Annotated in this window: 15 protein-coding genes; 12 read left to right on the top strand and 3 right to left on the bottom strand. The window is 37.1% G+C overall.

From position 1 onward, the window contains the following. Nucleotides 1-95: 95 nt before the first annotated feature. From EO244_RS07390 to EO244_RS07335, 12 genes are all read left to right on the top strand, one after another. On the top strand, nucleotides 96-857 hold the full coding sequence (locus EO244_RS07390; protein WP_129254018.1) for an NERD domain-containing protein: 762 nt from the start codon (nucleotides 96-98) through the stop codon (nucleotides 855-857). Between the two features lie 255 nt (nucleotides 858-1,112). Next, nucleotides 1,113-1,799 carry a DNA-binding domain-containing protein gene (locus EO244_RS07385; RefSeq protein ID WP_129254017.1) on the top strand — a complete coding sequence of 229 codons (687 nt, stop codon included), beginning with the start codon at nucleotides 1,113-1,115 and terminating at the stop codon, nucleotides 1,797-1,799. A gap of 872 nt (nucleotides 1,800-2,671) precedes the next feature. After that, nucleotides 2,672-3,937: a RidA family protein gene (locus tag EO244_RS07380; RefSeq protein WP_129254016.1), complete on the top strand. Its 1,266-nt coding sequence runs from the start codon at nucleotides 2,672-2,674 to the stop codon at nucleotides 3,935-3,937. A gap of 396 nt (nucleotides 3,938-4,333) precedes the next feature. Then, nucleotides 4,334-5,164 carry a carboxypeptidase-like regulatory domain-containing protein gene (locus EO244_RS07375; RefSeq protein WP_129254015.1) on the top strand — a complete coding sequence of 277 codons (831 nt, stop codon included), beginning with the start codon at nucleotides 4,334-4,336 and terminating at the stop codon, nucleotides 5,162-5,164. Between the two features lie 350 nt (nucleotides 5,165-5,514). Beyond that, complete coding sequence (locus tag EO244_RS07370; protein ID WP_129254014.1) at nucleotides 5,515-6,510, top strand: AAA family ATPase; 996 nt, start codon at nucleotides 5,515-5,517, stop codon at nucleotides 6,508-6,510. A gap of 106 nt (nucleotides 6,511-6,616) precedes the next feature. Continuing rightward, nucleotides 6,617-7,486, top strand: a complete 870-nt coding sequence (locus EO244_RS07365; protein WP_129254013.1) for a DUF58 domain-containing protein — start codon at nucleotides 6,617-6,619, stop codon at nucleotides 7,484-7,486. Nucleotides 7,487-7,557: 71 nt separating this feature from the next. Then, complete coding sequence (locus EO244_RS07360; RefSeq protein ID WP_129254012.1) at nucleotides 7,558-8,595, top strand: BatD family protein; 1,038 nt, start codon at nucleotides 7,558-7,560, stop codon at nucleotides 8,593-8,595. A 101-nt stretch (nucleotides 8,596-8,696) separates the two neighbouring features. Continuing rightward, complete coding sequence (locus EO244_RS07355; RefSeq protein ID WP_129254011.1) at nucleotides 8,697-9,689, top strand: vWA domain-containing protein; 993 nt, start codon at nucleotides 8,697-8,699, stop codon at nucleotides 9,687-9,689. Nucleotides 9,690-9,801: 112 nt separating this feature from the next. After that, nucleotides 9,802-10,833, top strand: coding sequence for a vWA domain-containing protein (locus EO244_RS07350; RefSeq protein WP_129254010.1), 1,032 nt, complete (start codon nucleotides 9,802-9,804; stop codon nucleotides 10,831-10,833). Nucleotides 10,834-10,867: 34 nt separating this feature from the next. Further along, entirely contained in the window at nucleotides 10,868-11,665 is a 798-nt protein-coding gene (locus EO244_RS07345) for a tetratricopeptide repeat protein (RefSeq protein ID WP_129254009.1), read from the top strand. A gap of 194 nt (nucleotides 11,666-11,859) precedes the next feature. After that, complete coding sequence (locus EO244_RS07340; protein ID WP_129254008.1) at nucleotides 11,860-13,671, top strand: BatD family protein; 1,812 nt, start codon at nucleotides 11,860-11,862, stop codon at nucleotides 13,669-13,671. 2 nt (nucleotides 13,672-13,673) lie between these two features. After that, nucleotides 13,674-14,429: a tetratricopeptide repeat protein gene (locus EO244_RS07335; RefSeq protein ID WP_129254007.1), complete on the top strand. Its 756-nt coding sequence runs from the start codon at nucleotides 13,674-13,676 to the stop codon at nucleotides 14,427-14,429. 79 nt (nucleotides 14,430-14,508) lie between these two features. Here EO244_RS07335 and buk read toward each other — a convergent pair whose 3' ends face one another. The 3 genes from buk to EO244_RS07320 all read right to left on the bottom strand — a co-directional run bounded on the left by buk (nucleotide 14,509) and on the right by EO244_RS07320 (nucleotide 18,678). Further along, a complete protein-coding gene (gene buk, locus EO244_RS07330; RefSeq protein ID WP_164977439.1) occupies nucleotides 14,509-15,585 on the bottom strand; it encodes a butyrate kinase in 1,077 nt (358 codons plus the stop codon). Nucleotides 15,586-15,645: 60 nt separating this feature from the next. After that, on the bottom strand, nucleotides 15,646-16,791 hold the full coding sequence (locus EO244_RS07325; RefSeq protein ID WP_129254005.1) for an acyl-CoA dehydrogenase family protein: 1,146 nt from the start codon (nucleotides 16,789-16,791) through the stop codon (nucleotides 15,646-15,648). A 93-nt stretch (nucleotides 16,792-16,884) separates the two neighbouring features. Next, on the bottom strand, nucleotides 16,885-18,678 hold the full coding sequence (locus tag EO244_RS07320; RefSeq protein ID WP_129254004.1) for an acyclic terpene utilization AtuA family protein: 1,794 nt from the start codon (nucleotides 18,676-18,678) through the stop codon (nucleotides 16,885-16,887). Nucleotides 18,679-18,730: the final 52 nt, after the last annotated feature.

Raw genomic sequence — 18,730 nt, 5'->3', positions numbered from 1 at the left:
CTAAATTTTATGAGTAGTGATGCCTCTACAAAATAACTTAGGTATATTGAAATAAATAAACTCAAAAGACGAAACTCATAAAACAATTTATTACAGTGGAGTTCTTAGCTATCATCCTTATTATTTTAGTCTTTTATAGTATCAACTACTATATAAAGAAAAAAATTATTCCCCAAATTAAAGGTGCTATTGGAGAATACCAAGTATCAAACAAATTGAGCCGTCTAAAAAAGACAAGATATATAGTCCTGAATAATATTCTACTAAAACACGGAAATTCAACAACTCAAATAGATCACATCGTAGTTTGCAGAAGTGGGATTATTGTAATTGAAACAAAAAACTATAAAGGTTGGATTCATGGGCATCAAAATTCTGAATACTGGACACAAACTATTTACAAACATAAAAAGAAACTTAGAAACCCTATAAAACAAAATTGGGTTCATGTATACGCCATAAAAAGACTGCTTTCAGAATATAATGACATTAATTATTTTCCAATTGTTGTATTAGCTGGGAGTGGAACATTAAAAAACATAACTTCAGAATTACCTGTTACTTACACAAACAAACTCCTGAAAACGATTAAAAGGCTGAATGAATATGAGCATTTATCATACGATCAAATAAAATTGATTTCAGAAAAAATACATCAAAACAATATCATTGATCGAAATGAAAATAGAAATCATGTGAAACTGGTAAAAAGCCATATTCGAAAGCAGAAGAAAATGGTGGAATCAAAAGAATGTCCAAAATGTGGAGATGTCCTAACCAAGAAGAAAGGAAAATATGGGAAGTTTTATGGTTGCCAAAATTTTCCACAATGCAAATACACAATAAATATCAATTAAAATTCACTCCATCAAAAACACACAACAATAGGAATCCATGGAGTCGGACATTTGATATACCTTGGTGCTATAGACATCTAATCCATTCTGGCTTATATGCAGCTACGCTATTACTTCTATCTCTTAATACCTGCGCAAGTTCATTTTCGTAGCACTAATCATTTCCTAATATTGAAATGTACCACACCTTTGAAATGCTTCTCTATTTATCATTTTTTATTATACCTTTAATGGTATCACATAAAAATCAGCCTTATGGAATATTTCTTGTACAAAAATCATTTGAGTAAAAGCCAGGAGAACTTTATTGGACGTACGGCAGCTATAGGTGTTATTAACAAAGCCGAACTTATTGAGGAAGTGGCCAAAGAAGGTACTGGAATTACGATCTACGAAGTAGAAAGCATCTTTAAACGTTTGGAAACGGTATTAGCTGATTTACTAAAAAAAGGCTATCGTATCAACACGCCCATTATAAACATTACACCCAGCATAAAAGGCCTTTTTACTGATTATGAAGATTCTTTCGATAAAAGTCGACACAGTTTACATTTCAAAACCTCTTCTGGGGTTTTGCTTAAACAAGCCGCAGAAGAAACCCGACTTTATAAACGAGATCCCCTAAATTATCACATTGATGTAATCAAGTTTACCAACCTTAGCGAGAAAGGAGAAAGCTTAAGTCCTAATGCCATTGGCGAACTTAGGGGCAACAACCTAAAACTAAATCCTGATGATTTAGAACAAGGCATATTCCTACTGGCTGAAGATGGCAAGGAATACCGCATTAGTATTTATGCCCACAATACTAAAAATAAACAGACCTTTCAAGTGCCTTCGAATATTGCTCCTGGTAAGTATATTCTCGAACTAAGAAGCCTGCCTTTAAACTCCAGCCTACTTAAAAAAGGCCGACTAAGCACAAGTTTATTATTTCCTTAGGTGATAAAGAAAGATATCTCGCCCAGATTCCAAACAAATCTAGGCGAGATACAGAACAGATCTGCCCGAGATTCATAATAAATCTCGGGCAGATTTTACTTAAAACTCACTCCTCTCTCACTACTAAACTCACTAGACTTTTGCTCAGAACTTAAAATGACATAGAAGAATTACATACTCTCTTACACATGTATTTCATAACAAGCTTCTTACAAGAGTATATACAAATTCATGGAAGAATTGTACGAAGCAATAGAAAACTAAACGTCTCTAAATATCAACTAAGGCCCTATTCGTTCTGAATAAGGCTTTTTTTATTCATGCCCAATAGGGTTCCAATGGTCATAAATATGCTATAATCTTGATGCATCTATTTTACTTATTACTGTTTAATTTGTCAATTAATTAGTTTTTCTGAGCAAAGAAAATAAGTCTTCGTTATCACCATGTTCGGAGATTTAAAAACAGATTTACTGTAAAACATAAAGACCTTTAAAATTGTTTACTAATTAACAGTAAACTTGAAGTAAACAGATAAAAATCACAAATTGATTTGAGGTAAATTTAAGCCTGGAAAACATTAATGAATTATTTTACGAAGCACGCCAAACCACCTTTAAACCACACAGATCTAATACGAAAAATAAAAACAAACACAACAATAAAGAGATGTAATATTACAAATACAGACAGCAAAACCTATTTGAATACCGATTAAAACGGACAATAAAATTACGGCAATTAACTAAGCTATTTGATGTCAAAAAAAACAAATTTAAATTAGTTATTTTTATGACAACATTCTTGATATTTTCACTATGTTTGGCGCTCGCTTAAACGCAACAATAACAAACACAAAAAAATAGATTCATATGAATGGCGTAATTATTAAAAATTCAAGAAACACAGAGAGTGCACCTCAATGTGCTATGTCTACACAATCTGTAGCGTTTTCTCATTACAATAACATTTCAGCTCAGTTGCCAGTTGACCCAAAATTGGGTAAAATGGTTGCTGGTGGTGTAAAAGAGCAGGCTGAGCAGTGCCTTGAAAACATCAAAGCTATTGTAGAAAGCATCGATCATACAATGACTGATGTTGTTCGCATTAATATCTACCTTAAAAACATCATGGATATTAAAGTCGTGAACCAAGTGTATACAACTTTCTTCCAGAGCTACCTGCCTACACGCACAGTACTTGCTGTTGCTGCTTTACCAATGGATGGTGCTTTAGTACAAATGGATGCGGTAATTTCTAATGGTGAAGGTACACATCCACAAGCCCCTTGCGATTTAGTAAAATTGGTGCGAAACACAGAGAATGCGCCTAAAAGTGCTGTATCAACACAAACTGTTGCTTTTTCTCACTACAATCATATTTCAGCTCAATTGCCTGTCGATCCTAAAACAGGTAATATCGTAGCTGGTGGTGCAAAAGAGCAGGCAGCACAGTGTCTTAAGAATATCAAGGGAATTATGGAAGCTATCGACGTGCCTTTCGACGATATTGTGAAAGTAAATATCCACGTTCAAAACCTTTCAGATATTGAAGCTGTAAACGAAGCTTACACAACATTTTTCCCAGACTCGTCTATCGCCAGAGCCGTAGGTTACGTTCCTGCACGCTCAGTGATCGTAGCTGAAGGCTTACCTATGCATGCTTTGGTACAAATTGATGCAACTGTATCACACGGTGACGGTACACCTCCACAAGCTGTTGAAGACAGACATGGAATCGTTATTAAGGCAAACAACACAGATAATGCTCCAAAGAGCTCTCTATCGACTCAAACTGTTGCTTTTTCTCACTACAACAATGTATCAGCTCAATTACCTATCGATGTAAAAACGGGTAAACTAGTAGCTGGTGGTGCAAAAGAGCAGGCTGCACAATGTTTAAATAACATTAAAGCAATTGTAGAGAGCATCAATCACAATATGGATGATGTGGTTAAAATGAATATCCAGCTAAAAAATATGGCTGATCTTGATGCTGTTAATGAAATTTACCCAACATTCTTCAAAGGCGATCTTCCTGCAAGAACAGTAATTGGTGTATCAGATATGCCTATAGGTGCTTTGGTACAAATTGATGCTATTATTTCAAACGCTGAAGGTACAGCTCCAGCAAAATAAGAAGGTTTGTTTTTGATTTCATGTCTTGACATTACCTCATAAAATAAATACAAAAAAAGCTTGGGCAAAACCCAAGTTTTTTTTTGAAGAAGATTGAAAAGTCTGGAATTGAAGTGATGTAAAAAGTGATTCAAATGACTCTCAAATTAAGTCAATCTTCATCAGAAGTATTCATCATTACAATCTTGAAGAACAAAATTGAAAGAATATTCAAATTAGAACACAAGCCTGTATTCCCCAAAGCAGGATGATGTTTCCACATCGCCCTTCACATGAGCCCACCCATCTTAAATAAGCTTAAATACTGTTAAAAGAAACTCTCTCTTATTGTTTACTACAAACTAGATTTTAACTTTATAGGAATTAAAAAACGAAAGCTAATCTCTAACTTTACCTATGATTCGAATTCTACTGCTTGTTTTAATTCTTTTCCTTTTCTGCAATCCATCAAGTGCAGCTACAATAGCAAATGATTCCATCATCCGTATATCGGGCCAGGTTGTCAATAAATCAAGCTTAAATCCTATTCCACAAGCACATCTGATTGTAAAAGGAAAACGAAGTGGACAGATTTGTGATAGCCTGGGAATTTTCCATTTACAAATCAACCAATCTGACACCCTTATTATATCTGCCCTTGGTTTTAAAACTCAGGAGTGGCCTATACCTTTCATTTTTGATACCACTCTCCCCTCTTTTTTTCAAATACCCTTAGAAAAAATGGTATATCTACTAAAAGAAGTAAATGTATTTGCACTAGGAACCTGGGATGAGTTTAAAAACGATTTCCGGAAATTGGAAATCAAAGATGAATATGTACTCAACTCTCAAATAACAAAAGAACTGGCTCCATTTCAGACTAAGAAACCAAATATCGTTCCACCACAGTATCGCCCAATTATAGAAGACTTTAGTGTTTGGAATGCCATTGGCACTCCCGCCTCCTTCCTTTTCTCAAAATTCAGCAAGAGTGAAAAAAGAAAACGAAAGGTGGCTAAAATGATTCGGAATAAATGGCAAGTTAAAATACTAAATCAATATTACACCAGCAAAATCGTAGCCGCCAACACGGGCTTAAGCGGTAAAGAATTAGACGATTTTATGGCCTATTGCGGTCCCAAACTAAAGATAACTCAAACAACCAGTCAATACGATATTTTGGAACAAATTGTAAACTACTATAAAGACTATATCACGCTCAAAAAAGAAAATAAAGCTTTAAAATAATAATCACTACACCCGAAAATACAATTCCCAACATCTTAAATCTTTCATGATCTTCATGAAATACCATCTACTCCTCCAACATCAACAATCAAAGCTTAACAAAAATTAACGGCAAACAACTTTTATAAATAGTCCAAAAAATTATCTTTGTAGGGCACAAAAAATAATTCACTTTTTTGTTGCCCTAAAAAGTCGTTCCAAATCTTACTTTTTTTGAATGGGAGTCATTTGATTTCTGAAATGAGACTGTTCTATCAAGTTTTCTTCAGGATTTAGCGATCTTCAAAAATCAAGTTCTCTCCTTACCAGTCAGATTAAATGTTTAATAACAAAAGCAAAATATATTTTTTATGATGCAGACAGTTGATATCAAAGAGCTAAACGAGCGTATCCAGCAGGAAAGTTCCTTCGTGGATATGATTTCTATGGAAATGAATAAGGTTATTGTTGGACAAAAGCATTTGGTTGAAAGCCTACTGATTGGCTTACTTTCCAATGGGCACATCCTTCTTGAAGGGGTTCCCGGATTAGCAAAGACCCTTGCTATCAACACCCTTGCTACGACAATTGACGCAGACTTTAGCCGTATACAATTTACACCCGATCTTTTACCTGCCGACCTTGTGGGAACTATGATCTACTCTCAGAAAAAAGAAGAATTTGTTGTAAAAAAAGGACCTATCTTTGCCAACTTCATTCTTGCCGATGAGATTAACCGTGCTCCCGCTAAAGTTCAGGCTGCCCTGCTTGAAGCTATGCAAGAACGTCAGGTAACTATTGGTGATCATACCTATAAATTACAAGAGCCTTTCCTTGTAATGGCAACACAAAACCCAATTGAGCAAGAAGGAACCTATCCGCTACCTGAAGCTCAGGTTGACCGTTTTATGCTTAAGGTGGTGATCAACTACCCTAAAAAAGATGAAGAGCAAATTATCATGCGTCAGAATCTGTTAAAAGCATTTCCTGTTGCCACTCAAATTCTTAAACCTGAAGACATCATTAAGGCACGAAGCGTAGTCAAAGATGTATATATGGACGAAAAAATCGAGAAATATATTGTTGATATTATTTTTGCCACTCGTTTCCCTGCCGACTATGGCTTAGAAAAATTCAAAGAGATGATTGCCTTTGGTGGATCGCCTCGTGCAAGTATTTCATTGGCATCGGCTGCTAAGGCATATGCCTTTATCAAGCGTCGTGGTTACGTTATTCCTGAAGATATTCGTGCGGTTTGTCACGATGTGCTTCGTCATCGTATTGGTTTAACTTACGAGGCTGAAGCCAACAACATCACCAGCGAGCACATTATTTCAGAAATTTTGAATACTGTAGAAGTCCCATAATTCAAGGATAAAGTAAAATCAAGGAAAAAGGATAAAGGGAAAAGATATTCAACTCTCCCTTTAGCCTTTAAAACTTAACACTTTAACCTTTTTTCATAATTGTGAAATGGAAACTAGTGAATTATTAAAAAAAGTTCGAAAAATCGAGATCAAGACCAGAGGTTTATCTCGAAATATATTTGCAGGCGAATACCATTCTGCATTTAAAGGACGTGGTATGACCTTTAGCGAGGTTCGCGAATACCAATACGGCGACGACATTCGCAGCATCGACTGGAATGTAACGGCACGATACAATACACCTTTTGTTAAGCTTTTCGAAGAAGAGCGTGAAATGACTGTCATGTTGATGATTGATGTGAGTGGTTCGCGTGAATTTGGAACCATGTCGAAACTCAAGAAAAATCAAATTACTGAAATTGCTGCAGTTCTGGCTTTCTCTGCCATACAAAACAACGATAAAATTGGTGTTCTCTTCTTTTCAGATATCATAGAAAAATTTATTCCACCTAAGAAAGGGAAATCACATATCCTGCGAATTATCCGGGAATTGATCGATTTCAAACCCGAACATCGAAACACGGATATTAACAACGCCCTTCGCTACCTTACTAAGGCTATTAAAAAGCGCTGTACCACTTTCGTGATATCCGATTTTATAGACGATCAGGATTTTGAAAAGAGCCTGAGTATAGCCAATAACAAACACGATGTGGTTGCCCTTAAAATTTACGATAAACGTGAAGAGGAATTGCCATCAATCGGTCTTGTGAGAATGCTTGATGCCGAAACCCGACAATACCAATGGGTTGATACATCAAGTTCAAAGGTGAGGAATGCTCACGCTCAATGGTGGAGAGAGAATCAAACTAAAATCGAAGAAACGTTTAAACGCTCAGGTGTGGATGTGGCAAATATCAGAACCGATCAGGATTATGTCCGATCGCTAATTGCCCTATTCAAACGAAGAACTTAGACCAATTGAGGATTTTTGAATAGATTTCTAATTGGAAATCTTAAATAAGATGAGACTTTACAAGAACTAAAATGATAGGATTACAAACAATAAAGAAACAATTCAGAAAAAGCTTACTGCTTGGGGTTTTTGCCTTGCTAATCTATCCTGTAATGGCCCAAGATCATAACGACAGTTTTACCTACAGTGTTGCTCTGGATACCAATGTAATTGCCATTGGCGATCAGATTCACTTAAAACTCTCCGTAGATCAACCCAAAGGTATACATATTGGCTTTCCTGTTTTTACAGATAGTATCACCAAGAATATTGAGATTATTCGTCAATGGCCTTTGGATACCACGAAGAAAAAAGATGGTAGTCTGAAAATTAGCAAAAAATACCTGATTACATCTTTCGATGGTGGCGTTCATAAAATTCCTCCTTTCGAATTTAAACTCAATGGTGAAAACATCAACAATATTATTCGTACCGACACGCTTCAACTGGGGGTTCGAAGTTTTGAAATTGATACGACCAAAGCCAATTTCGATATTGCCATGCCCATTCAGACACCTGTATCATTTGCTGAGATTGCGCCCTGGACTGGTGGTGGCCTTTTACTAATTGCCATACTCTTTGCTGCTTATTACTTCTATCGCAGATACAAACGGAATCAACCCCTGTTTAAAGCAGAGGTTCCTGCTGAACCAGCACATGTTATTGCACTTAGAAAACTGGAAGAAATCGATAATCAGAAGCTCTGGCAAAAAGGTCATGTTAAGCAATACCATTCTGACCTAACGGATGCTGTTCGTACCTATCTGGATGAGCGTTTTAACCTGGCAACTTTAGAATCGACAACTGAAGAAACCATGGAGGCAGTTACCGAAGCGATTATGCCTAAAGACTTAATTGCAGATTTGAGAGTCATTTTGGAAAGAGCTGACCTGGCAAAATTTGCCAAATTTCAACCCTTGCCCGATGAAAATCAACTCAGCCTAAAATATGCGTATCGCATTGTGGAAAAGACATTGATAAAAGAAACTGTAAAAGAAGAAACTGAAAAGGACAAAGAAGCTGAACCAATTGAATTGACAAAGGGTGAAGCAATAGATAAAACCACGTAATTGTTGTGGTTTATCTGTAAATGCCTACTGAATGTAATTTATATCACTCTAAGCTTTTATTCTTTATCGTTTTTTTAAACTTTTACACTTGGACTTAAAATATGAATAATCTAGATTTTGCAAATCCTGAATACCTTTATTTATTACTGCTAATTGTTCCCCTTGTGGGCTGGTACATTTGGCGCGATAAAAAGGCTCATGCCAGTATACAGGTCTCTTCTTTAAAGAGCCTGAAAGGGGCACCTAAAACCTACAAGTATTATTTCCGACACGCTCTCATCGTTTTAAGAGTACTGTCCATTACTTTTCTGATAATTGCTCTGGCTCGTCCACAATCGAGTAACGACTGGAAAAATGTAAGTTCAGAAGGAATCGACATTGTCATGTCATTGGATATCTCAAGCAGTATGTTGGCACAGGATTTTGAACCCAATCGTTTGGAGGCAGCAAAGGATGTAGCTACACAATTTATTACAGGTCGTCAGCAAGATAAGATTGGTTTGGTTATTTTTAGTGGAGAGAGTTTCACACAGTGCCCGCTAACAACGGATCATGCTGTTTTAATCAACCTGTTCTCCGACATCAAATCAGGTATGATTGAAGATGGTACGGCTATCGGTTTAGGTTTGGCCAATGCCGTGAATCGTTTGAAGGATTCTGACGCGAAATCAAGAGTCATTATTCTATTGACTGATGGGGTTAATAACCGAGGTGAAATTGCTCCTGTTACAGCAGCAGAACTTGCAAAAACGTATGGTATTCGTGTTTATACCGTTGGTATTGGAACTCAAGGTACAGCCCCCTATCCTTTTCAAACCCCTTTTGGCATACAAATGCAGAATATGCCCGTCGAAATCGATGAGGCAACTCTAACAAACATTGCTGATCTTACAGGTGGAAAATACTTTAGAGCAACTGATAACAATAAACTTAAAGCCATTTACGAGGAAATCGATCAGATGGAAAAAAGAAAGATAGAAGTGACACAGTTCAGCACCAAAAAAGAAGCCTATAAAGGCTACGCATTATGGGCAGCCCTTTTCCTTCTACTCGAAATTGCTTTTCGCAACAGTATTCTTAGAAACATCCCTTAATAAATTTAAAATTGAGGATTATTGATTTAAGATTAAAATAAATAACCATTGAGTATTGAGATGCAAATCATCACAAGCTAAAAATCGGTACTCATCTAAATAATATTTGAAAATGAACCAGTTTCGTTTTGAACATCCCGAATATCTCTACCTCCTTTTTATTCTTCCTGCTCTTGTGGTGCTTTACTACATCAGCTACAGAATGAAAAAGAAGGCTCTTCAAGAATATGGGGAAATGTCTATCATTTCACAACTGATGCCTTTTGCATCATTCAACCGTCCGATTTATAAATTCTCAATCCTGCTTTTGGCTTTTGCCTTTCTGATTATTGCCATTGCAGGTCCTCAATTTGGATCAAAACTGAGAAAAATTAAACGTAAAGGTGTTGAGATTGTAATCGCTTTGGATGTTTCAAACTCCATGTTGGCTCAGGATATTCAACCCAATCGATTGGAGAGCGCCAAACGCGCCATCTCGAAAATGGTGGATAATCTGAATAATGATAAAATTGGATTGATCGTATTTGCAGGTGAAGCCTATACGCAACTGCCAATTACAACCGATTATTCTTCGGCTAAACTTTTCCTTTCAGGTATCAATACAGACATTGTTCCTGTTCAGGGGACAGCGATTGGAGCAGCAATCAACTTAGCCAGCAAAAGTTTTACACCTGAAAGCGAAGCAAGCAAAGCAATCATCGTTATTACGGATGGTGAAAACCATGAAGATGATGCTGTAGCTGCAGCTAAAGCAGCGCTGGAACAAGGCATTGTGGTTCATACCATTGCCATGGGATTACCCAAAGGCGCTCCTATTCCTGTTAAAGGTAAATCCGGCCAATTCAGACAGGACGAGAATGGAAATGTGGTGATATCAAAGTTAGATGAGAAAATGCTTGCCGAAATTGCAGAAGCAGGCGGTGGAAACATGATTAAGGCCAATAATACAACCACGGGATTAAATGCACTATTCAAAGAAATTAACAAAATGGACAAAACCGAATTGGAACAACGAATCTATTCGGCTTACGACGAGAAATTTCAATATTTCATCGCGATAGTCCTTTTTCTTATTCTGATTGAATACCTCATCCTTGATAGAAAAAATCGACATTTAAAGGATATTCATTTATTCAGTAAATAGGTATTAAAATCAGGATTGATAAAAAAATATTGACATGAAAACAAGAATTAGCCTACTCATATTAGCCTTACTCAGCCTTGCTTGTTTCAAAGCAAATGCTCAGAAGGAAAGAAAATTCATCAGAAAAGGGAATGGTCTTTTTGAAGATAAAAATTTTGAAAATTCAGAAGTCGAATATCGAAAAGCACTTGACAAGAAAAATGCATCATTCGAAGCTGCATTTAATCTGGGAGATGCGCTTTACAAACAAAAGAAATACGACGAAGCTCTGGAACGGTTTCAAACTCTGGCTTCGAAAGAAACAGATCCTAAACGTTTGGGTTTATTGCATTATAATATTGGAAATACCTTGCTCCTGAATAAGAAAATAGACGAAAGTATTGAGGCTTATAAGGAATCGCTTCGACATAATCCGGATTCAAAAGAAACCAAATACAACTTGGAATACGCTCGCAAGATGAAGCAAAAACAAGAGCAACAAAAAAAGCAAAACAAAGATCAGCAAAACCAGGACAATAAGGATAACAAAGACAAAAAGGAAGACCAGGATAAGAAAGATCAACAGAACAAAGACGATCAAAAGAAAAATCAAGACGATCAGAAAAAAGATCAGGATAAAAAGAAAGATCAAAAAAATAAAGAGAACCAAAAACCTGACGAGGGCGACAAAAACAAAAAACAAGAGCCCAAAGAAGGAAAAATATCCAAAGAAGATGCTCAGCGCTTGTTGCAAGCACTAGAAAACGACGAGAAAAAAGTACAACAGAAAGTGCAAAAAGCAAAAGCTAAAGCACAACAAAAGAAGAAACAGAAAATAAAAAAGGATTGGTAAACCACATTGATGAATTTGTATTTAAGATTTGCGATTTTAAAGCCATTCTTAAATCATCAATAATAAGTCAAACTTTAACTTCCGATCGCTTTTCGGAACAGACTTATTAAGTGCTTAAGTCCTATTTTGCAAAATAATTCAGTAATTTTGATTTTGCATAAAATTTGAACCTTTAGAAAAATAAAACAAGATTGATGAAGAGACTATTTTTCTTATTACTTACATGTCTATTTATTAGTACTTCAGCCTTTGCTGATAAAACTAAATTTACTGCTACAGCTCCAAATGTTGTTGCTTTAGGGGAACAATTTCGCCTATCATACAGCCTGAACGAGAAAGGAACGAATCTGAAACTTCCCGCCATAAACGGCTTTCAGATTTTAATGGGTCCCTCTACTTCAACAAGTATGAGTACGCAGTATATCAATGGCAAAATGACTTCAAGTTCATCCTATACATATACTTATGTATTACTCGCTGAAACCGAAGGTAAATTCACTTTTGATCCTGCAGAAATTACAGTTGATGGTAAAGTCATAAAATCAAATAGCCACACCATTGAGGTGGTTCGTGAGAGCACAAAAAATAAACAACAAGGCACGCATAGTAGTACATCCGCTCAGGCGCAACGCATCACTGAAGATAATTTATACATCAAGGTTAACGTTGACAGAAAATCTGTTTTTATGGGAGAACCCGTAAAAGCGACTCTGAAGATCTACTCAAAAAACAAAAACCTTGTCAATATTGAACCTGTTAAACTACCAACTTTTCAGGGCTTCCTAACTCAGGAAATAGAACGAGATTCACCCAGTACGCTTACCGGTGAAAATGTCAACGGTGAAATCATGTATACCTTCATCCGCAGTGAATACCTTTTATTCCCGCAGCACGAGGGTGAAATTGTGATAGAACCCTGGGAAATGAATTGTATTGTACAGTTAAGTGCACAAGCCCGTTCGAGAGGTTTCTTCGATGACTTTTTCAACAACTACAAGAATGTACGTGTGCCAAGGAAATCGAAGCCTGTCACTATAAAGGTAAAGCCGGTTCCTAACAATGCACCCGCAAGTTTTGATGGCGCCGTTGGTCAGTTTAAGATAAGCACCAGCATCAATCAGGATTCTGTTAAAGTTGACGATGCCATTACCATGAAGGTGAAAATATCGGGTAATGGAAATATGAAATTGATCAATCCTTTAAAATTTGAATTCCCTGCTGATTTTGAAGTTTACGATCCCAAAACAAATCAGGACTTAGAAAGCTCAGCCAAAGGAATGACAGGCTCAACAACCTTTGAATATCTGATTATTCCGCGTCATGCCGGTGATTTTACTATTCCTGCAAACGAGTTTACGTATTTCGATCCTAAAGCAAAAAGATATATCACCAAGCTAACTCCTGAATTTAAAATTCAAGTTGCTAAGGGTGAAGGTGGCGTGTCAAGCCCAACCATTAGTTCATTCACTAAGGAAGATGTTAAGTTCATTGGTAAGGATATTCGTTTTATTAAAACCAATAATTTTGAACCAATCTATAAGGGAGAAATATTTTTTGGCACCCTCAATTTCTATTTGGCTTACATCTTACCCCTTTTCGTGTTTATTCTTGCTTTTGTTTTTAATCGTAAACGAATTAAAGAGAATGCTGATGTCGCTAAAATGAAAAACAAGCGCGCCAATCGTGTTGCCATGAAACGTTTAAAAGCTGCATCACAAAGGCTTCATGCAAATGAAAAAGAAGCATTCTACGATGAAATTCTAAAAGCCCTTTGGGATTATATTTCTGATAAATTTAACTTACCACTATCCGATTTGAGCAAAGACAATATCAGAGGAATACTTGCTGAAAAAGGCGTAGACCAGGAAATCAGTGATGACTTCATGACGATTTTGGATACCTGTGAGTTTGCTCGTTATGCACCTACAAGTGGCTCGTCAGAGATGGACAGCCTGTATCAGAAAACAATGGAAACAATTACCAAACTTGAAAAAAACATCAAGTAATTATGCAAAGATTCATTTATACCCTTATAGCCTTAGCTTTATCTGTTCAGGTTTTTGCCCAAATTCAGGCAAATCCTATCCAAGAGGCCAATGAGCTTTATCAAAAAGGCGAATACGAGAATGCCATAAAATCATACGAATCTGTATTGGAAACTCGTATTGAGGCTCCGGAAATCTATTTCAATCTGGCTAATGCCTATTACAAAACAGGCAAAATAGCTCCTGCTATTCTAAACTATGAAAGGGCACTGCTTCTATCGCCCGAGGATGAAGATATCAAATACAATTTAGAATTGGCACAAAAGAATGTAACTGACAAGTTGGAAGTTCTTCCTGAATTCTTTGTGAGTTCATGGGTTTCCGGCTTATGGAACAGTTTATCTGCCAATGCCTGGTCATATCTGTCAATCGGTTTCTTTTTCTTATTTCTGGCACTATTAAGTATCTACTTGTATAGCAAGATCAGTCGAATGAAAAAGCTTGGTTTTTTCCTATCTATTTTATGTCTTCTTTCGAGTTTGGTCTTTTACAATTTCGCGTCAAAGATGAATAAACAACTGACTTCACGAGAATACGCAATTATTTTTAGCCCAAGTGTCACGGTTAAAGGATCTCCTGATGAAAGCGGCACACAGCTCTTCCTCTTGCATGAAGGAACCAAAGTAAAGGTTATTGATGAACTTGGCGACTGGCGAAACATCAAGCTTAGTGATGGAAATCAGGGCTGGTTAAAAAAAGAAGATATTGAGATCATTTAGAATCTGAATTATAAAAAAAATAAGGACAAGCGTTTAGTTGTCCTTATTTTTTTTTGATTCCTGCAATCAGAAAAAATATCTAATCATAATCTTTAATTTCTGTCTCCCCACGAAGAATCATCTGCCCGTAATAGGATAAAGCACCAAGCACTTCAGCACCAGGCATAACGTAAACTGGTGCAATAATCTCAACCCGATTACGAATTTCTCTTACAAACGCATCATCCTTAGCGAGCCCTCCTGTTATCACAATGCCATCAATCTTTTCACCATCAAAACAAACATATAAGGATGAAATATACTTGGAAACCTGATATGCCATAGCAGATAATACCTCAGCGGCTTTCTCATCGCCCGCATCACGCAATTGACAAACATCAAAAGCGCTATGCGTATTAAAGTACGAATACAGCCCTCCATCGCCGGTCTGTTTTTTCAGCATCTCATCCATGGTAAATTTACCGGAATAACACATCCGAATCACATCGCCCATAGGTAAGGAACCTGAACGAATCGGAGAAAAAGGACCATCACCATCATAAGCCTGATTGGCATCAATCACACGGCCTTTTTTATGCGCTCCAATACTGATTCCACCCCCCAAATGAACAACAATTAAATTCATCTTTTCATACTCTGAATACTTAATTTTCGCATATTTTCGAGCTGAAATTTTATGGTTGAGTGCATGAAAAATTGAACGGCGTTTAAATTCAGGCCGACCTGTAAAACGAGCAATATCCTGAAGTTCATCAACCACAACCGGATCAGCAATAAAGGCATGTGCACCATCGATAGCCTTGGCAATTCCATTAGCTAACAAACCACCCAAATTCACAACATCATCACCAAATTCCGCCGAGCTAAGATCCTTTATCATCTTAGGATTTACACGATAAACACCCGATTCTACCGGCTTTATCAAACCTCCACGTCCAATAACGACTTTAATATTTTTTATTTCAATATCATTCTCTTTCAATTCATCAAGAATCACAGATGTGCGAAAATCAACCTGATTTTCAAATGAAGGATACGTTTCTTTTTCTAAATCGTGATGATTAATTTTCTTAAGGAATAAAGTTGAATTTCCCTGATAAACAGCCACTCTCGTAAAATACATTCGTGGATTAAGTGCTAAAACCAGATCTCTCATATGATACATATTTAGTGTTCGTAACTTGCTTAAGATTTACTATTTATTCACATTTGGATTTTAACATCCAATATATCGTGATATAACTAAGCGTTGAATTTCTGAAGTTCCCTCTCCAATTTGCAAAAGGCGTTGATCCCGATAAAAACGTTCGATAGGGTATTCTTTCATCAAACCATATCCACCGTGAATTTGAACCCCTTCATCCGCTACTTGCTTGGCAATTTCAGAGCAATATAATTTTGACATGGCAGCTTCCTTCTCGAAAGGATAATTGTTATCCTTCAACCAGCAAGCCTTATAAAGCAAATTTCTGGCAAGCTCAATTTTAGTTGCCATATCTGCCAACTTGAAACTATTGATTTGAAATTTTGATATCGGTTTACCAAATTGCTTTCGTTCTTTTGCATATTCCAAAGTCATTTCAAATGCCCCCTGAGCTAATCCCAAACCCATAGCTGCAATGGACAGACGTCCTGAATCCAGAGTTTGCAACATGATTTTAGAGCCCATACCTCGTTCACCAAGAATGTTCTTCTTAGGAACGAAACAGCCATCAAAAAACATCTGGGAAGTATCGGAGGCACGCCACATCAGTTTACCATGCATCGCTTGGCTCTTCCAGCCCGGGGTATCCTTCTCTACCAACAAACAAGTGAATTCTTTTTCATCCCCATTAATAGCAGAAACAGCCTGAACCGTAACTCCCATCGTTTGTGGATTTGATCCGTTTGTGATAAAAATTTTGGACCCATTAATCTCCCAAAATCTCCCCAAATCCTTAACAAAGGTCTTTGTTCCTCTTGAGTCTGATCCTGCCTCAGCTTCGGTTAAACCAAAAGCCCAGAGTTCTTTCCCCGAACAAAGTCCGGGTAAGTATTTTAATTTTTGCTCTTCCGTTCCAAAATTATAAATGGGACCAATCCCCAATGAATTATGAGCAGCAAGAGTTGCCGCATGGGAACCATCTACACGAGCCACTTCTTCAACAGCAATAATGTAAGATAGGTAATCGCTTCCATGTCCACCATATTTTTCCGGCAAAAACATTCCAAAGAGCCCCATCTCTCCCATTTTCTCTGTTAATTCAGGAGAAAACTCTTCTTTTTCATCCAGTTCGGCTGCCAAAGGTTTTATTTCTCTTTCTGCGAAATCCCGAACCGCCTGTCTAATAATATGATGTTCTTCTTTCAAAAAAGGATCCATACTCTTCTATTTTCATTTGATTATAAGTTAACAATAATTTGACTATTTAACTCCAATCAATTCGTATTTTAAATTATTATTTTGAAAAAAAATCTAAATATCTTTCAAATAAGTTCTGGGAATAGGAAAAGATTGATTCAAGAATGCTGAGGCCATTGTTTTGCCCTGAGCGTCTATCATCAAGGATTTTGTTCCACCTCCATCCAAAGATTCTTCGAGTAAAAAATTCAATGCCAGTAGGTTATCCAGCTCATAGCGTTTAACTCTCCCCTTACAAATACCTGCAAACATCCTTTTGATAATCTCGGGCGTTAATTTCAATTTCAAATAATGATAAATCTCTTCTGACCGGGCCAAAACACCAATATTAAAGGTATCTCCCTTATCGCCGGAACGGGCCATACAGACCTGTCTTAAAGGCACATTAACCATTTCCATATCTGAATAATGATCACCCTGAGAAGGATCAACCGTTGTGTCTTGAGGAATAAAATCTGCCTCATTACCCAATACCGAATCAATATCGTAAGTCTCTTTAATCTCCCCCTGCGTATCTAAAATATGCACTGTGGCCTGTATCAATGTTTTGGGGATCAGGGTTGGCCAATAAGTAATAACTTGCTGATTTCTGGCTCGGCCACCCGTTACTGCAACCCCCGGAGGGCCGCTTAATATCAGGGGTGCAATACTGGTTGAAAATCGTTTAATCTTATCAAGATCATCATCGTAAACGGAAAAACGGAGTAGGATCTCATTAGGATCGATATCTTCAACCAAATTTTGATGACAGGCATTATAACCGATATATTCGGTATTGGTTTTCTTATAATCTGTGTTCAGACGTTGCCAGAATATCTTTTCAAATTCACGAGCCTTATTTAAAACCCGGCCTCCCGAAATTACAATAGAACTGACTGCCTTATAACCGTCCTCGTAAGCCATAGACACTTTCAAAAAGTGAGTTGAAGGATGACCTTTCGCATTTTTAACCAAAACCCGATTCGGAGCCAGTTCTTTTAGTTCCAGTTGACTAAAATCGGCAACCACATCCGGACTGATATAATGCTTGGGATCGCCCATTTCATAAACCAATTGTTCACGAATGGTGTCCCGACTAATCAAACCGCCCGTATCAGGATGTTTGTAAACTTCAAAACTGCCATCACTGTTCATCTCTACAATAGGATAGCCCATGTTATCCCATCGACTCACTTTTTGCCAATCGGTAAAATTACCTCCACTGGCCTGAGCGCCACATTCAATAATATGACCCGCGACCAAACCAGCCGCCAATCTATCCCAATCGTCCAGTTCCCAACCAAGCTCATAAATCATAGGAGCCATCGTTATTGATGTATCCGTGACTCTGCCAGCAAGAATCAAATCAGCACCACTTTCAAGAGCTTTTAACAAAGGTGGAACACCCAAATAGACATTAGCTGACTGAATATTTTCTTTGATATGTGCAAAATCATCGCCCGTTTCCATATCGGTAAAACTGGCCTTTTCGGGATAAAACTCATCAATCCGATCAATAATATTATCACCAATAACGACAGCAATTTTCAAATCGACTCCTTTACGATTTAATTCAGAAAGAATTTTGCGGGCACAAGCCAAAGGGTTAATCCCTCCTGCATTGGTGAGCATTCTCACTTTTTTTTCTTTCATCAATTCAGCCACATCAACAATCTGATCAACAAAATCGCCCACATAGCCCAGGTCTTCATTTTTCAACTGCTGTTTTCGAAGAATACTCATAGTAACTTCAGCTAAAAAGTCTGAAGAAATGTAGTCCACTTCTCCTCCTTCCAACTGACGCCTTAAAACGCCCAGATCATCTCCCCAAAAGCCACCGGCATTTGCAATACGAATTTTGTTTTTCATGACTCTATTATTTTATTAACAATCAAGATATCTTACCTCAATCGCATTTGTT

It is taken from the genome of Ancylomarina salipaludis, from assembly GCF_004122035.1.
In the GTDB taxonomy this organism is placed as follows: Bacteria; Bacteroidota; Bacteroidia; order Bacteroidales; family Marinifilaceae; genus Ancylomarina; species Ancylomarina salipaludis.
This window is presented reverse-complemented; position numbering and strand designations above follow the sequence as displayed.